This is a genomic window from Sphingopyxis sp. OPL5 (genome assembly GCF_003797775.2).
Taxonomy (GTDB): Bacteria; Pseudomonadota; Alphaproteobacteria; order Sphingomonadales; family Sphingomonadaceae; genus Sphingopyxis.
The window spans coordinates 1,543,541-1,559,236 of record NZ_CP060725.1 but is presented as its reverse complement, the minus strand read 5'-3'; the positions used below and the strand labels follow the sequence as shown (position 1 = coordinate 1,559,236).

Below are 15,696 nucleotides of genomic sequence, written 5' to 3'. Positions count from 1 at the left end.
GGCAAGACGGGCGTCGTGCGCCTAGCCGGGGATCAGTTCGCCGAGCAGTTGCACCGCCGGATTGGCCGCGCCGCAGGCTTCGGGGGGCAGGCGACCGGCGGCGATCGCCAGCGCGCGGGCGCGCTCGCTGATCAGTGCGAAGCGATAGCCGGCGAAGACGATGTGCCATTCCATCGCCTGCGCCTTGCGCCCGGCCTCGGCTTCCCACAGCGCCACGGTCCGTTCGGCGTCGCCGATCCCGTCGAGCCGCGGCACGCCGGCGGCTTCGCAGATCATCCGGTCGTAAAACAGCCACCAGCCAAGGTCGGTCTCGGCGCCGCCGAGCGAGGCGGTTTCCCAATCGAGCAGCGCGGTGCAGCGGCCATCGGCGAACAGCAAATTGGGTGGCCGCGCATCGCCCCACGCAAAGCCCGGCGGGCGCGGCGCGGGGCGATGATCCTCCAGCCACCGCCGCGCATGGTCATAGAGCGGCAGGTGGGGGATGGCAGCCCAGCCGCGATAGCGGTCCCACCGCACCAGTTCCTGCGCCACGCCGTCGACACCCGGCGCGTTTCCCGGCGGGGCGAGAAAGGCGAACGGCGCGGGATCGAGGCGGTGGAGCCGCGCCATCAACGCAATGCCCTGCGCCCACATCGCCTCGCGCTCGGCGCGCGTGGCGGTCGCCAGCAGTCCCTCGCGATGATAGTCGTTCGGCGGCGCTACCCCCGGCGCGCGCGCCATCAGGAAAAAGGGCGCGCCGAGAATGTCGGGGTCGTCCTCTTGCGCGATCGGCGTCGGGATCGACAGGCCGGATTCGCCCGCCAGCACCTCGATCACCCGATATTGGCGCGCGACCGACGGGTCCTGATAGACCTGATGGCCTCGCGGCTCGATCCGCAGGACCCAATGGGCCGGCCGATGATCGGGGCCGACCAAGGCGTCGATCAGCCAGGTTTCGCTCGACGCCCCGCCCTGCGCCGCGATGATCGTCCCGATTTCGACGCCTCCCAATCGGGCCAGTCGGCGCTTCGCCCAGTCGCCGAGGCGCCGGCGCAGGTCGTCCGGGCTGCGCTCAGCGTGCGGCATCGCGTGGCCCTTTCGCGCTCGTCACGACGCCAACAAGGATAGCGCCATGCATATCTTTTCCGAAGCCGACGACCGCCCCCACCGGCCCGATGACGATCCGCTGTGGCAGGAAAGCAGCCTGTTCGTCTGGCACGACCTCGATGCCGGCGTCGGCGGCTTCTGGCGCCTGGGCCAGGAACCCGTCGCGGGCGCGGTCAACAGCTGTTTCGGCCTCTTCACCCATGACGGACTGCGCTTTCGATCGAATGTCACCGGCACGGCGCTCGATCCTGCCGACCGGGGCGAGGCGCATATGGGCTGGGGTCCGCATCTTCGCGTATCGTTCGACGGCGACGCGGCGATCGTCGCCGATTTCGCCGACTGCGAAGCGGCGCTGCGTTTCACCGACTTCCACCCGCGTTTCGACTATCATGCGGTCGCCATGCCGGGGCGCCAACTGACCGGTGCGGCGCATCATTTCGAGGTGTCGGGGCGGATGACCGGGACGGTCCGCATCGGCGACCGCGAGATCGCGATCGACGCGCTCGGCTATCGCGACCGCTCGTGGGGGCGGCGCGACTGGTCGCAGAGCCGCGGCACCCGCTGGTGGCCCTGCGTCTTCGGTCCCAACCTCACGACCCACATCATCCATCTCGTTCACGCGGGACGGGTGATGAAGGTCGGCTATGTCTGGCGCGACGGGACGACGATCCCGATCGTCGACAGCGACCTGGTGGTCGGGCTCGAATCGGACGCGCTGACGCCGCGGCATGGCGACGCGGTGCTGCATCTGGCGACCGGCGAGGTGTTGCGCGTCGCGTGCGACCGCGCCGACGCCATCTTGATGCAGGTGCGCGGCTATACCGCGGTCGAGACGATCGGCACCGCGACGCTGGATGGACGGCGCGGCATGTCGAACCTTGAGGTCAGCACCAACGCCGCTGGCGGCCATGCCGCGCCCTTGTGCACCCTGGGGTCCAATGCGGCCGACGGCCTCAGCCGACGATCGCCCTAGCCAGCGCACCGACCGCGTCAGTTTTCGGACGCGCGGCGCAGCGTTTCGGCATGGTCGCCGTCGAACACCACGACGATCCGCTTGCCGGGCGCCGCGCTCGGCACATAGTCGGACCGCTTCTGGCGCACCCCGGGGTTTTCGATGCGGATGAAGGTCTGGTCGTCGACCGCGAAGCCGCGTTCCTTGCCGTCCAAGGTGCGCACGCGGATTGAATCGGGGGTCGCTTCGACGATATCGGCCATCAGTACGCGCGGGTCGGCCGCCGACTGGACCCGCGTGTCGATCGTCACGCGGCAGCGGTTCGAAACATTGGGCATGCTGGCGTGCGGGGTGCAGGGATTGAGGATCAGCACGTCGCCGGGGAAATAATCGGTCGTCGCCCAGCTGTCGTCGGGGATCACACCTTCGGGGATCGAACTCGGCGTCTTGGCGATATTGTGGAAAAATCCCCGGTTGCACTGGCGCACCGCCAGCATCAGCCCGCCGACCTCGCGTTCGCAATTGGTCAGCGGGGTCCACACCGGCTTGTAATTCTTGATTCCGGGGCTGAAAAATCCGTCCTGATGGACGCCGGTGACCGATCCGCCCGGCGGATAGGCGCGATATTGCACGATCGGGATGATGCACGCGGGTTCGCCTAGGATCTGTTCCATCAGCCGCATATTGGTCGGATGCTCGATCAGCTTGCGCGCGATGCCCGAAAATTCGGGGCTCTCTTCCATCCCGCCCGGCGATGGCGTCCCGGTCCATACCGGTTCGGTCGCGCCGGCTTCGATCAGGCCGTGCTTCTCCATCACCGCGAACATCGCCTGGCGTGCCTCTTCGACCGAAGCGGCGTCGAGGACGCCGCGCAGCAGGATATAACCCTCCTCGTCATGGAAGCGGATCAGCGCGGCATGATCGTCGAGCAGATGGTTGCAGGATTGCAGTTCCTGCACCGGCTTGACGCTCAGGACATCGAGATCCTTCGCATCGGGCATCGAGATGGATTGCACGGCCATGAGCTTCCTTTCTGATCCTCTCCGCCGCGACCGGTATCGACCGGCTCTCCAGCATCGCCGATGATTTGAGCGAAAGCCCGTCTCGACAACAAGGGGCATTTTTGCCAGTATAGGAGGGCATTTTTCCGAAAGCCGAGCATGTCTTACATCGCCGCGGTCGTCACCTCCCCCAGCTATATCGCCACCCTCGGCGCGATCATCGACGCGCATGCGCGGCTCGGGGAGGTTTTTGCGACCAATCCGGCGCTCGGCGATTATGCCCGGATGCAGACCGAGCTGCGGCTTCTCGCGGCCGAACCCGGTCCGATCGCGCTGGTCGGCGGGCGGCGTTTCGCCGCCGACGCGACCCTCGCGGAAACCGACGACCCGCGCTTCATCTTCCTGCCCTCGTTCCAGCTGGTCGACCCCGATGCGATGGCGGGGCTGCTGTCGGGCTTCGCACCCCTGCATGCGTGGCTCCGCGAGCAGAATGCCAAAGGCGTCGATATCGGCGCCTGCGGGGCGAGCGTGTTCCATCTCGCCGCGGCGGGGCTTCTCGACGGCCGCGCCGGCGCCGTGGGCGCCCGGCTGGTGCCGGCGATGCGGCGGCTGTTTCCGCGTGTGGCGGTCGATCCCGACAATGTTATCACCCACGCAGGCAACATCTGGACCTGCAGCCGCGACGCCGACAGCGCCGCGCTGGTGGCGCGCCTGTTCGCCGAATCCTATTCGATTGCAGTGGGGCGCGGCATCGCGGCGCGCGAACCGCCGGGTCCGCTGGCTGCGGCACTCGCGTCCGCCGCCGACCCCTTCGTCGCCCGCGCGCAATTGTGGATCCGTGACCGCTTCACCCGCCGGTTCCGGATCGGCGACCTGGCGCGCGACCTCGGCGTCAGCCACCAGTCGCTGATCCGCCGCTTTCGGGCCGTCGGGTCGGCGACGCCGCGCGAATTCGTTCAACGCACCCGGGTCGATTCGGCGATGATCATGCTCACCGAAACCCGCCGTTCGGTGACCGAAATCGCGCAGCTGGTCGGCTACACAGACATCCCGTCCTTTCGCCGCGTTTTCTTCGCGGCGGTCGGCATGTCGCCTGCCGCCTATCGCCGCGCGCATCGCGCGGCGCGGCTAGAGGGCGCTTGACAAGCGCTCGCGCTTGCGGTTCTAAAAACATATATATAATTAAACTGTAAATGTCGCAGAGGCGACGGGGTGGGAGGATTTCTTATGGCGCTTGAACCTGCACTGCGCGACCGGATGGTCCTTCCGGCGGTCTGCGCCCCGATGTTTCTGGTCAGCAACCCCACGATGGTCCGCGAAGCGTGCAAGGCGGGGATCATGGGCGCCCTCCCGCGCCAGAACGCCCGCAGCTTCGAAATGTTCGAATCCTGGCTGAAGGAGATTCGCGAAGACCTCGATCGTCATGCTGAGACCCATCCCGGTGCGCGGGTCGGTCCGCTGGCGGTGAACCTCGCCTCGCGGATGGACCCCGCAGAGGCGGAGCGGCATCTCGAAGTCGCCAAACGCTATGGCGTCGACATCATCATCAGCGCCCTCGGCAACCCCGCCGAACTGACGCGCCGGGTTCATGACGAAGGACTGAAAATCTTCCACGACGTGGTGTCGTTCCGCTACGCGGAAAAGGCGATCGCGGCGGGGGTCGACGGGCTGACCTGCGTCGGCGCGGGCGGCGGCGGCCATTCGGGCGGCGTCGGTCACCTCGTGCTGATCCCCCGCATTCGGCAGATATTCGATGGCACCCTGTTGATGGCGGGGTCGATCTCGACGGGAGCGGCCATCCGCGCGGCCGAGATACTCGGCGCCGACCTCGCCTATATGGGGACCCGATTCATCGCGACGAAGGAGGCCGGCGTCGATCCCGAATATGCCCGCATGCTGGTCGAATGCCATTCGGAGGATTTGATGTTCACGCCCAAGATCGCCGGCGTGGCGGCGAACTGGCTGCGGCCTTCGATGGAAAGGCTGGGGCTCGATCCCAAAAATCTGCCCGCACCCACCGGTCCCGGCATGAGTCACGATCATTTGCCCGAAGGCGTGAAACCCTGGAAAAATCTGTGGTCGGCGGGTCAGGGCATCGACCTGATCGGCGACGTTCCGGCGATCGGCGATCTCGTGCGCCGGTTGCGCGCCGAATATCTGGCGGCCTGCGCGCAACCCAGTTTCGCCGATGTCGCGCGGCTCGTCGATCAGGCGCTGGACGCCGCCGAGGACTAGCATCCGCCTTTACAGCGATGGCTCCGATGCGCGACAATCCGTGCCCAATGCGCTGCCGGAGTGTGTCGTGACCCGCCTGAATCCCATTTACGAAGCGATGGAACCGACGATATTCGAATATATGTCGGGCCTCGCCATTGCGCATGACGCGATAAACCTCGGGCAAGGCTTTCCGGACGAGGCCCAGTCGCCGGACATGATCGAGGCTGCGGCGCGGGCCATGCGCGAGAAATCGAACCAATATCCGCCTGCTTTCGGTCTGCCGGAGCTGCGCGACGCGATCGGTCGTTTCTATGGGCGCCGGCAGGGGCTGCGTATCGCCCGCGACCAGGTGGTCGTAACGTCGGGCGCGACCGAGGCGCTCGCGGCTTCGATCCTGGCTCTCGTCAGGCCCGGCGACGAGGTGATCCTGTTCCAGCCCGCCTATGACAGCTATGCGCCAATGATCCGGCGCGCGGGCGGGATGCCGGTGTCCGTCCACCTCAGCCCACCCGATTGGGGCTATGATGCCGTTGCCCTTGATCGCGCGGTGACGCCTCGCACCCGCCTGATCCTGTTGAACGATCCCCTCAATCCGGCAGGCAAGGTCGCTTCCGGGCCCGAACTCGCCCTCATCGCCGCGGCGTGTCGGCGCAACGACCTCGTCGCGATCTGTGACGAGGTCTGGGAAGATGTCCGGTTCGACGGTGTGTCGCATCGCTCGCTCTGGTCGATGCCCGGCATGGAAGACCGGACGGTGAAGATCGGCTCGGCAGGAAAAATATTCGGACTGACGGGATGGAAGACGGGCTGGCTCTGCGCGTCACCCGACCTCGCCCGGACCATCGGCCGCGCACACCAGTTTCTGACCTTCACCACGCCGCCGGCCTTGCAGTGGGCGGTCGCCGAGGGGCTGGATCGGCCCGACAGCTGGTTCGCACCGCAACGCGCGGCTTGGGCAGCGTCGCGCGAACGGCTTGCCAGGGGTTTGACCGATGCCGGCTTTGCGGTGCTGCCGAGCGCGGCGACCTGGTTCCTTTGCATCGACCTCGCGGCGTCGGGGATCGCGACCGACGACCGGAGCTTCAGCGAGCGGGCGGTCCGCGAGGCGGGCGTGGCGTCGATTCCGGTCTCCGCCTTGTTCGAGGGCGAAGGGCCGCGCCATATCGTGCGGCTGTGCTTCGCAAAGGACGCCGCCATCCTCGACGAGGCGGTGGAGCGGCTCGCGCGCTTTCGTGACGGGCTGGCGGCCGAAGGGGCCGATGGCGCGGGGCTTCGCTGAGGCGAAACTTTTGCTTTCGCGCGGCCAAGAAAGCTTCGCGCGACATATCTCAATCAAATAAGTAGATAAATTGCAGATCTTCGGATCTCGCGGCTTTTGATAGCTGTCAGCTTGCTCCGCGTCACCAACGGCTAAAGCGCACGAAGACCTGGCGACACGTCGGATTCGTGCTTCTGTAAAGGAGATACGAATATGAGAGTCCGGCGCCAAGAAGGTCCCCGTCGCCGTCAATCGACCCTGTCGCAGCCCCTCCCGCATCCGTCATGGCTGCCGCATCCGGCGGACAGGCGGCGCGTGAGCGCGCAGGAATTCTGGCAGCGGCTCGGCCTGTGATCGGGACAGCCGACGCCGATCGGCCCGAACTGACCGATGGTGTCGCGGCGATCGCATCCGAACTTGCCGAGATTCGCCGCGAATGGCGCGACGCCTATGGCCACAATGCGGAATATGGCAGTGAGGGCTTCCCGTCGCGCGGCGATTTGCTGAAGATCGTCGGGGCGCTGTGTGGCGCGCTCTATCCGCTGCGGCTCGGTCCCGATTTCGTGCGGCCGCACAACGAGCATGTGTTCGTCGAACAGACGCTGCAGACGACGCTCGCGCGGCTTTACGGACAGGTGCGGCTCGAACTCATCTACGCCATGGCCGACGAAACGACCCATGCCGTCGATGCGCGCGCGGCCGCGATCGTGCGGACCTTCACCGAGCGGCTACCGGCGCTCCGCCGCCTGCTCGATACCGACGTCGAGGCGGCGTGGCGCGGCGATCCCGCCGCGCGCAGCGTCGACGAGGTGCTGATCTGCTATCCCTCGATGCTGGCGATCATTCATCACCGGCTCGCGCATCAATTGCATGTCGATGGCGCAAGGCTGGTCGCCCGGATCATCGCTGAGGTGGCGCACGACAAGACGGGGATCGACATCCACCCCGGCGCGCAGATCGGCGACAGCTTCTTCATCGATCATGGCACGGGGGTGGTGATCGGGGAAACCGCGATCCTCGGGCGCAACGTCCGACTGTATCAGGGCGTGACGCTCGGCGCGCGCAGCTTCGCCGCCGACGAGGCGGGGGTGATGGTGCGCAACATTCCGCGCCACCCGATCGTCGAGGACGATGTCGTGATCTATGCCGGCGCGACGATCCTCGGCCGCGTCACGATCGGCGCGGGATCCGAAATCGGCGGCAATGTGTGGCTGACGCATGACGTCCCGCCGAAGAGCCGTGTCATTCAGGCGCGCGAGCAGAACAGCATAAGCGGCGCGTAGAAGGCCCACGCGGGGTCATGCGGTCTCCCGTTCGCGCGGATCCGAAATCCAACCCGCCTCGAACGCCGCGGGATCGGAATCGAAGAAGCTGATCGCTTCCGCGATGACACCATTGTCGCGGACATAGTCGCGCCAGTGGGCGAGCAGTTCGGCGAGCTTGTCGGGATGGGTTTCGGCGAGGTCGTGGACCTCGCCGCGGTCCTTCGACAGGTCGTAGAGTTGCCATTGCGAAATGCCGTCGGCGCCGGGGACATAGACCGCCTTCCAGTCGTCCTTGCGCAGCGCGCGGCGGCCAAACAATTCCCAGCCGGTCGTCGTGCCCGCGGGGTGGATCGCCTCGGCGCCATCGAGCCAGGCGGCGAAGCTGCGCCCCGACGGCTCGGCGATCGCGCGGCCTTTGTAGCTCGTACCCGGATGGCGGATGCCGGCGAGTTCGAGCAAGGTTGGCGTGACGTCCTTGACCGTCCCGAACACCTCCGAAATCTCGCCGGCGCGCTGGCCGCCCGGCGCGCGGATGATCGTCGGGACGCGGATGCCGCCCTCGGTCGTATAGGTCTTGACCAGCCGCGACGGCGCGGTCGCCGCCTGCGCCCAGCGCGGGCCGTACCAGGCATAGGAGCCGGGGCGGCCGAGATTGTCGAGGCTGTTGTCGCAATGCTCGGCGATCAGCCTGGCGAACACCGGCCCCATGATCGGCATCGCTTCGACGATCGCGCCCTCGGCGCCATTGTCGGAGAGGAAGATGACCAGCGTGTTGTCATATTGGCCGGTGCGCTTGAGATGGCCGATCACCCGTCCGACATTCTGGTCGATGCGGTCGACCATCGCGGCATAGATTTCCATCGTGCGCGCCGAATGCGCGCGCTGCTCGGCGGTCTGGTCGGCCCATTCGGCCTCGCCCTCGGCAACGACCGGCGCGATCGTCGTGTCGGGCGCGACAAGGCCGAGTTTCTTCAGCCGATCGAGCCGGCGTTCGCGCAAGACGTCGGGCCCGTCGTCATAGACGCCGCGATATTTCTGGATGTCGGCGTCGAGCGCTTGCAGCGGCCAGTGCGGGGCCGAGAAGGGAAGATAGGCGAAGAAGGGACGGTCGTCTTTTGCAGTATCCGCCTCCTCGAAAAATTCGATCAGCCGCGTCGTGAAATAGTCGGTCGAGTAAAAGGGCGTCGGCAGGTCGGTGACCCATTCGCCGTCCTCGGCATAGATCGGGCCGCGCACCGCGATGCGGTCGATCGGGCCGCCGCCAAAATGGTCGGCACCGCCGGGTAGTAGCGCGAAGCTGCGTTCGAACCCGCGTGCGTGCGGGGCGCGGTCGAGGGTGTGGCCGAGGTGCCATTTGCCCGACAGGATCGTGCGATAGCCCGCGTCGCGGAGCAGTTCGGGAAGCGCCGCGACGCTGTCGTTGAGATAGCCCTCGTAACCCGGTGCACCCTGGAAATCTGGACGCACGGTCTCGATCATCGAACCGATCCCGGCGATATGATGATCGACCCCCGACAGCAGCATCGCGCGCGTTGACGAACAGGCGGGCGCCGAATGGAAATCGGTGAGGCGCACCCCCTCGGCGGCGAGCGCGTCGAGGTGCGGGGTGTCGATCTCGCTGCCGAAGGCGCCTAGATCGGAGAAGCCCATGTCGTCGACGACGATAAGCAGTACGTTGGGACGCGCGTCGGGTACGGTGTCGATCATGACGGTTCCTTGGATGGGGAGCGAAGGGTCAATCGGTCTGCGGCACGCCCAGTTCGGCGAGCAGCGTGTCGCGCAGCGCGTCGAATTCCTTGCCGCCGGCGCGGCGCGGGTGCGGCAGGCGGACGCGGGTGTCGTATCCGATCCGGCCCTCCTTGAGCACGAGGATGCGATCGGCGAGCAGGATCGCTTCCTCGACGTCGTGCGTCACGAGCAGCGTCGCGGGGCCGTGCGCCTGGCACAGCTCGCCGATCAGCCGCTGCATCTTGAGCCGCGTCAGCGCGTCGAGCGCCGCGAAGGGCTCGTCGAGCAACAGCAGCCGCGGCTCGCGCACCAGCGCACGCGCCAGCGCGGCACGCTGCGCCTCGCCGCCCGACAAGGTCGCGGGCCATGCGTCGGTGCGATGGTCGAGGCCGACCTCGGCGAGCGCGGCCTCGGCGCGATCGCGCGTCGCCAGCCGGCCCGGCAGACCGATCACGACATTCCTCCACACCTTCATCGACTGGACGAGGCGGGGTTCCTGAAACACGACCGTCCGGGCCTCGGGCACCCAGGCCTCGCCGCCATCGGGGGCGTCGAGTCCGGCGAGGATGCGCAGCAGCGTCGTCTTGCCGCTGCCCGATGCGCCGAGCAGCGCAACGAATTCGCCGCTGTGGATCTTGAGGTCGAGGCGGTCGAGGACGGTGTTGCCAGCAAATGTCCGGCTGACCTTGCTGACGTCGACCGCAACGGGATGGTGTGCGAAATCGGGCTCGGCGACGCGCTCCGCATTGGCGAAATCTATCGAAAGAACAGCGGTCATCAGGATGCTCCTATCGGACGGCGATGCCCGCGCGCCACGGCATGAACAGCCGTTCGAGCGTGCGGACGATCAGGTCGGCGCTGAGGCCGAGGACGGCGTAGATCGCGATGCAGATCAGGATGACATCGACCTGCTGATACATTTGCGCGCTGTTGAGCAGGTAGCCGAGCCCCGCCGAGGCGTTGATCTGTTCGGCCGCGATCAGCACGAGAACCGAGACCCCCAGCGCGAAGCGCAGCCCGGTGAAAATCTGCGGCAGCGCCAGCGGCAGCACGACTTCGAGGATCAGGCGGCGGCCGCCAAGCCCGAAGCTACGCATCGCTTCGATCACCTTGCGGTCGACATTGCGCACCCCGGCATAGGTGTTGAGATACATTGGGAACATCGTCGCGAGCGCGATGAGGAGAAGCTTGGGCGCCTCGCCGATCCCGAACCAGACGATGAACAGCGGCACGAGCGCGAGGAAGGGGATGGTGCGCAGCATCTGGAGCAGCGCGTCGAACAATTCCTCGCCGAGCTTCGACAGACCCGCGATCGTGCCCAGTACCAGCCCGAAGATGATCCCCACCGCGCCGCCGACGAGCGCGCGGGTGAGCGAGGTCGCGATCTGCGTGGCGAGGGCCTGCTCGGTCCACAGCTGTTGCCATCCCGCTGCCAGCCCGGCGGGCGAGGGAAGGATCGACGGGTCGATCCAGCCCGCGCTCGTCGACAGGGCCCACAGCGCGACGACGATCAGGGGTCCGATGGCGCGGCGGACAAAGGACAGCTTTTCGGAGTGGTTTCCGGCCTGTCGGACGACCGGCTGGACGAGCCGGCCGGGATCGCCCGACGCGGTCAGCCCCGACGCGGCGATCGGCGTCGGCGCGTTCACTTCGCCGCCTCCTGCGCGGCGACGATGCTGTCGTAGCGCTTGTCGAAGATTTGTGACGCGTCGAGCTTCTTGCGGATCAGCCCTTCCTTCAGGAACAGATCGGCTTCGGCCTGATGCGCCGCGATGATGCTGTTGTCGATCGGGGTGTATTTCGACGGCGATCGCTCGATGATCTTCTCGGCGATGTCGATGCCGACATTATATTGCTTCGCGAGCGCCGGCGCGGCCTTCTTCACATGTTCGCGCTGCCAGCGCTGCGCCCGTGCCGCCCGCGCCGCAAGGTCGCCGATCGCCTTGGCCTTGGCGGGGTCCGCAAGCGCCGCGTCCGACGCGACCAGATAGTTGAAGCCGGGCGTGAAGTCGGCGCCATTGGCGATGATGATCTTGCCCGCCTGTTCGAGTTCGGTCAGGAAGGGTTCGGTCAGGATGATCGCATCGGCCGCCCCCTTGTCGAGCAGGCCCGTGCCGAAACCCGTCGCCTGCACCTGCTTGATGTCCTTGAGCGACAGGCCCTGCTTCTCGAGCAGGTTCGCGATGAAATAGTGCAGCACCGTGCCCTTCATGAAGGTCACCGACTTGCCCTTGAGGTCGGCCGCAGTGCGGATCGGCGAGCCGGGTTTGACGACCAGCGCATAGGCCGATCCGCCCTGCTTCGCCGACTGGCTGACCGCGACCACCTTGACCGGGCTGCCCGCCGCCTGCGCGAAAATCAGCGGGGTTTCGGCCATCCAGCCGACGTCGATCGACCCGCCGGTCTGTGCTGCGATGATCGGCGGGCCGCCGACGAAATTGGCCCATTCGATCGCGTAATCGGTCGGCTGACCCTCGCCCGCGACATCGAGCGAGGATTTGAGCGCGTGGAGCTGGTCGGCGACCTTCAGCGTCGTGCCGCTGTCGGCCGCGCCGCCGCACGCGGCGAGGGACAGCAAGGCACCGGCGGCAAGCGCGCGGAGCGGGGCGAAGGAGAGTTTCATGGCGACCGCCTTTGTTTGTTCTGGGTCAGGCGGCTTCGGGGCCGACGGGGCGGTCGCCGACGATCGTCACGCGCTCCATGTGGCGCGCCTCGCTATAGTCGGGGACGGCGTAATGCTGGGTTGCGCGATTGTCCCAGAAGGCGATCGATCCGGGCTTCCAGCTCCAGCGGACATGGAATTCGGGCCGCTTCACCTGATTGAAGAGCTTGGCGAGGAGGGCGTCGCTCTCCGCTTCGGGCAGACCGACGATGCGGCGGGTGAAGACCGAATTGACGTAGAGCACTTTCTCGCCGGTTTCGGGGTGGATGCGCACCACCGGATGCTCGACCGGCGGGAAGGTCTTTTGCAGCGCATCGCGCTTTTCCTCGGTGTCGAGGAATTGCAGGAAGGTGCGCGTGTCGTGGATCGCGGTGAGGCCCTCGATCTGCGCCTTGGTGTCGTCGTCGAGCGTTTCATAGGCCGCGACCGCATTGGCGAAGACGGTGTCGCCGCCGAGCGAGGGCGAGACGCGCTGGATCAGGATCGAGGCGGCCGATGGTTCGGCGCGGAAGGTCGTGTCGGCGTGCCAGTTGCCATCGCTAGTCTGGCGGTAGCCGCCGGGCAGCCGGTCCTTCAGCTCTTCCGAAATCAGCGGCAGGATCTGAGGATAGTCGGGCAGCGAAAAGACCGGATGCTCCTCGAGATCGCCGAACGCGGCGCCGAGCGCGATATGCTGTTCGCGCGTCAGATTCTGGTCGCGGAAAAAAATGACCCGATATTTGAGGAGGGTGGCGCGCAGCGCGTCATAGGTCGGCCGGTCGAGCGGTTTGGCAAGGTCGATGCCGGTGATCAGTGCGCCGAGGCTGGGCTGAAGCGGGACGATGTCGAAAAGCGCGGTTGCTGGGGCGCTGCGGTCGAGCGTCTGGACGGTCATGGTCGTATTCCCTGGTTAGAAAAGGACGTGCAAAAGGGCTCGCTATCGCGGTGACGCGAAGCCGTGGAGGGGGCGGCAGAGGGCCGCAGGAAGATTTTGGCGCGCGCTCCGGGTCAGAGGTGGCGCGCCGTCATGGGCACGCGGGGGCTATCGCGGCGTAGGGATGTGCATCGTATCACCTCATCATCTGAGGGGAACACGATACCTGGCGCTGTCGCCTGAGCATCGCGCGCTTTAGCTGTTGGTAACGCGGAGCAAGCTGCTTCCCGGTCAAAAGCCGCGAATCCCGAAAATTCCTGCCGGTCGGGATCAGGCCGGTAATTCAACTTGATTGGTAGAGTTGGAATCGTCAAGCCTAGTTTCGCTTTCAGGCGGCAAAGCGTCGCTCGGTTGGCCCGTTCCGTCGCGACCGGGCGCGGGACGCTTCTTTAGGGGCATCATCCGGGTGACGATATTCGCGAGCGCGCGTCTCGCGAATGATCGCGCGGGAGGCCGGACGGCGGTTCATCCCTGTTCTATCCGGCATGGCGGCGGTAAAGGATTTCAACTTCGGAAAAGGTCGCCCGCTATGAAATTCCTGATCGCCACTCTCACCTCGGCCCTGCTCGCCTTCGCGACCCCCGCTCTGGCGGCACCGCAGCAGGGCGATGTCATCATTCGCCATGTCACGCTGATCGATGTCGAGGCGGCGAAGGCGGTGGAGGACCAGGCGATTGTGTTGCACGGCGACGATATCGTCGCGGTCGGTCCCGATGCCGCGATCGCGCAGGCGTGGCGTGCGAAGCAGCGGGTCGAGGGCAAGGGCAAATATCTGATCCCCGGCCTGTGGGACATGCATGTCCATTTCGGCGGCGGACCCGATCTGATCGAAGAAAATGCGGCGTTGTTTCCGCTCTATGTTGCCAACGGCATCACGACGATCCGCGACTGTTCGGGCGACCTCGCCGACCAGGTGCTCGCGTGGCGCGGCGCGATTACGGAGGGCAAGCTCTTCGGCCCGCGGCTGCTCACCTCGGGCGCGAAGATCGAAGGGATCGCGCCGCTGTGGAAGGGGACGATCGAGGTCGGCAGCGAGGCCGATGTCGATGCGGCGCTGGACCGGCTGAAGAACCGCGACATGGTCGATTTCGTCAAGATCACCGACAGCACGCTGAAACCCGAATTGTTCCTCTACGCGCTGAAACAGGCGAAGGCGTTGGGCATCAAAACCTCGGGCCATATCCCGATGGCGCTGACCACCGGGCAGGCGGTCGATGCCGGGATCAGTTCGATCGAGCATCTCGATTATGCCTATAATGCCGGGGCGAAGGATGAGGCGGCGATCGCCGCCGACTTTGCCGCGGGCCGCATCGACCGCGCCGAGGCCAACCGCCGCCTCGATAGCGGGTTCGACCGTGACACCGCGATGGCCGCCTATCGGCGTTTCGCGCAGCAGGGCGTATCGGTCACCCCGACGCTGAACGGCAGCCGGATCATCGCCTATCTCGATCGCGACGATCACAGCAAGGACGCGGGGCTCGCCTATATCGGGCCGAAGCTGCGCAAGACCTATGACTGGCGCGTCGAGCGCGCGGCGAAGGCCGATGCCGCGGCGATCGCGGCGCGGCACAAGCAGATCGAGGATGTGGGCACCATCCTGCCGATGCTCGCGGAGGCGGGGGTGCCGATCATCGCGGGGACCGACGCGGGTTTTCTCAACAGCTATAATTACCCGGGTTTCGGGCTGCACGACGAACTCGCACTGTTCGTCGAAAAGGGGCTGACCCCGGCGCAGGCGCTCGCGTCGGCGACGCGCGCTGGCCCTGCATGGTTCGGTTGGCTGGGTCGCTATGGCGCGATCAAGCCCGGCATGGCGGCAGACCTCGTGCTGCTCGACCGCAACCCGCTGGAGGACATCGCGGCGACGCGTGCGATCGATACGGTGGTGATGCGCGGGATCGTCCATGACCGAGCCGCGCTCGACCGGATGCTCGCCGATACCCGCGCGAAGGTGGCGGCCTGGAATGCCGCCGCGAAGCCCTAGTGGACCGTCGCGCGCGCCGCAGCCCGCGCGCGCCAGACGCTCCACAAAGTGAACAGCCCCATCGCCGCCCAGATGACGTTGAGCCCCGCCGAGGGCAGTGCGCCATTATAGCCCGAGTTGATGACGAAGCCGCCGGCGCCGACAACGTTCATCCACTGGTAGAGATAGCCGCGCGGCTCGAGCTTGCCGAGCGAGAGCAGGATATAGCTGGCGAGAATGATCGCGGCGGCGGTCCAGCCGATGACCTCGATGCCGATGTTGAATCCGCCCATATCCCGTCCCTTCGCGGCCGTTTGCACCGCCTGTTTCGGGGATGGCCGTTCAGCGCATGCCCCGTTCGAGTTCTTCGACCGCATCCTTGGCTTCGGCCAAGCCCAGCCCGGTCTTCTCGCGCATCAGTTTGATCACCTCGATCTTGCGGTTCTGGCGGATGAGGTCGAGGATTTCCTCGTCGCCGATCCGCTCGTCGCCGACGCGGACCATTGGTCGTATTTCGGGCGCGCGCGGTGCCGCGCGCGGCGGCGGGGCGGTGAGGTCGCGCTGGTCGCCCTGACCCTTGCGGATCAGGAAGAGCGTCAGCGCGACCCCGAGCAGCAGTCCGAGGACGAAGGGGATCAAGGCGCCCATCGT

At 66.5% G+C, this 15,696-nt stretch carries 15 protein-coding genes; 6 read left to right on the top strand and 9 right to left on the bottom strand.

All coding sequences use genetic code 11. The annotated features are described in order from the left end of the window. Positions 1-21: 21 nt before the first annotated feature. A complete protein-coding gene (locus EEB18_RS07525; RefSeq protein ID WP_187139037.1) occupies positions 22-1,065 on the bottom strand; it encodes a phosphotransferase family protein in 1,044 nt (347 codons plus the stop codon). A gap of 46 nt (positions 1,066-1,111) precedes the next feature. Between EEB18_RS07525 and EEB18_RS07520 the strand changes: the two genes are divergently transcribed. After that, the gene (locus EEB18_RS07520) at positions 1,112-2,059 is read left to right on the top strand and encodes a hypothetical protein (RefSeq protein ID WP_187139036.1); all 948 of its coding nucleotides are present in this window, start codon (positions 1,112-1,114) and stop codon (positions 2,057-2,059) included. A 17-nt stretch (positions 2,060-2,076) separates the two neighbouring features. On the opposite strand, the gene EEB18_RS07515 is transcribed toward EEB18_RS07520, so the two are convergent. Continuing rightward, positions 2,077-3,060 (bottom strand): phytanoyl-CoA dioxygenase family protein, encoded by a 984-nt coding sequence (locus tag EEB18_RS07515; protein WP_056344027.1) that lies wholly within the window; start codon positions 3,058-3,060, stop codon positions 2,077-2,079. A 138-nt stretch (positions 3,061-3,198) separates the two neighbouring features. Between EEB18_RS07515 and EEB18_RS07510 the strand changes: the two genes are divergently transcribed. The 4 genes from EEB18_RS07510 to epsC all read left to right on the top strand — a co-directional run bounded on the left by EEB18_RS07510 (position 3,199) and on the right by epsC (position 7,797). Then, entirely contained in the window at positions 3,199-4,182 is a 984-nt protein-coding gene (locus EEB18_RS07510; protein ID WP_187139035.1) for a GlxA family transcriptional regulator, read from the top strand. 84 nt (positions 4,183-4,266) lie between these two features. Beyond that, positions 4,267-5,274 (top strand): NAD(P)H-dependent flavin oxidoreductase, encoded by a 1,008-nt coding sequence (locus EEB18_RS07505; RefSeq protein WP_187139034.1) that lies wholly within the window; start codon positions 4,267-4,269, stop codon positions 5,272-5,274. 67 nt (positions 5,275-5,341) lie between these two features. Further along, on the top strand, positions 5,342-6,535 hold the full coding sequence (locus tag EEB18_RS07500) for an aminotransferase (protein ID WP_262408158.1): 1,194 nt from the start codon (positions 5,342-5,344) through the stop codon (positions 6,533-6,535). Positions 6,536-6,864: 329 nt separating this feature from the next. After that, entirely contained in the window at positions 6,865-7,797 is a 933-nt protein-coding gene (gene epsC, locus EEB18_RS07495; protein WP_410468123.1) for a serine O-acetyltransferase EpsC, read from the top strand. A 15-nt stretch (positions 7,798-7,812) separates the two neighbouring features. Here epsC and EEB18_RS07490 read toward each other — a convergent pair whose 3' ends face one another. From EEB18_RS07490 to EEB18_RS07470, 5 genes are read right to left on the bottom strand one after another with little or no spacing between them, the layout of a single operon-like run. Continuing rightward, the gene (locus EEB18_RS07490) at positions 7,813-9,486 is read right to left on the bottom strand and encodes an arylsulfatase (protein WP_187139031.1); all 1,674 of its coding nucleotides are present in this window, start codon (positions 9,484-9,486) and stop codon (positions 7,813-7,815) included. Between the two features lie 28 nt (positions 9,487-9,514). Next, positions 9,515-10,285 (bottom strand): ABC transporter ATP-binding protein, encoded by a 771-nt coding sequence (locus tag EEB18_RS07485; RefSeq protein WP_187139030.1) that lies wholly within the window; start codon positions 10,283-10,285, stop codon positions 9,515-9,517. A gap of 10 nt (positions 10,286-10,295) precedes the next feature. Then, on the bottom strand, positions 10,296-11,156 hold the full coding sequence (locus tag EEB18_RS07480; RefSeq protein WP_187139029.1) for an ABC transporter permease: 861 nt from the start codon (positions 11,154-11,156) through the stop codon (positions 10,296-10,298). Beyond that, complete coding sequence (locus EEB18_RS07475; RefSeq protein WP_187139028.1) at positions 11,153-12,130, bottom strand: ABC transporter substrate-binding protein; 978 nt, start codon at positions 12,128-12,130, stop codon at positions 11,153-11,155. The genes EEB18_RS07480 and EEB18_RS07475 overlap by 4 nt, the downstream gene beginning before the upstream one ends. A gap of 25 nt (positions 12,131-12,155) precedes the next feature. Beyond that, entirely contained in the window at positions 12,156-13,043 is an 888-nt protein-coding gene (locus tag EEB18_RS07470) for a TauD/TfdA dioxygenase family protein (protein ID WP_187139027.1), read from the bottom strand. Positions 13,044-13,611: 568 nt separating this feature from the next. On the opposite strand from EEB18_RS07470, the gene EEB18_RS07465 reads away from it, so the two are divergent. Further along, positions 13,612-15,066: an amidohydrolase family protein gene (locus EEB18_RS07465; RefSeq protein ID WP_187139026.1), complete on the top strand. Its 1,455-nt coding sequence runs from the start codon at positions 13,612-13,614 to the stop codon at positions 15,064-15,066. Here the strand turns inward: EEB18_RS07465 and EEB18_RS07460 are convergent. Further along, complete coding sequence (locus tag EEB18_RS07460) at positions 15,063-15,338, bottom strand: CBU_0592 family membrane protein (protein ID WP_187139025.1); 276 nt, start codon at positions 15,336-15,338, stop codon at positions 15,063-15,065. The genes EEB18_RS07465 and EEB18_RS07460 overlap by 4 nt on opposite strands. Positions 15,339-15,387: 49 nt before the next feature. Then, complete coding sequence (locus EEB18_RS22535; RefSeq protein ID WP_222943149.1) at positions 15,388-15,693, bottom strand: ribosomal protein L7/L12; 306 nt, start codon at positions 15,691-15,693, stop codon at positions 15,388-15,390. Positions 15,694-15,696 lie beyond the last annotated feature (3 nt).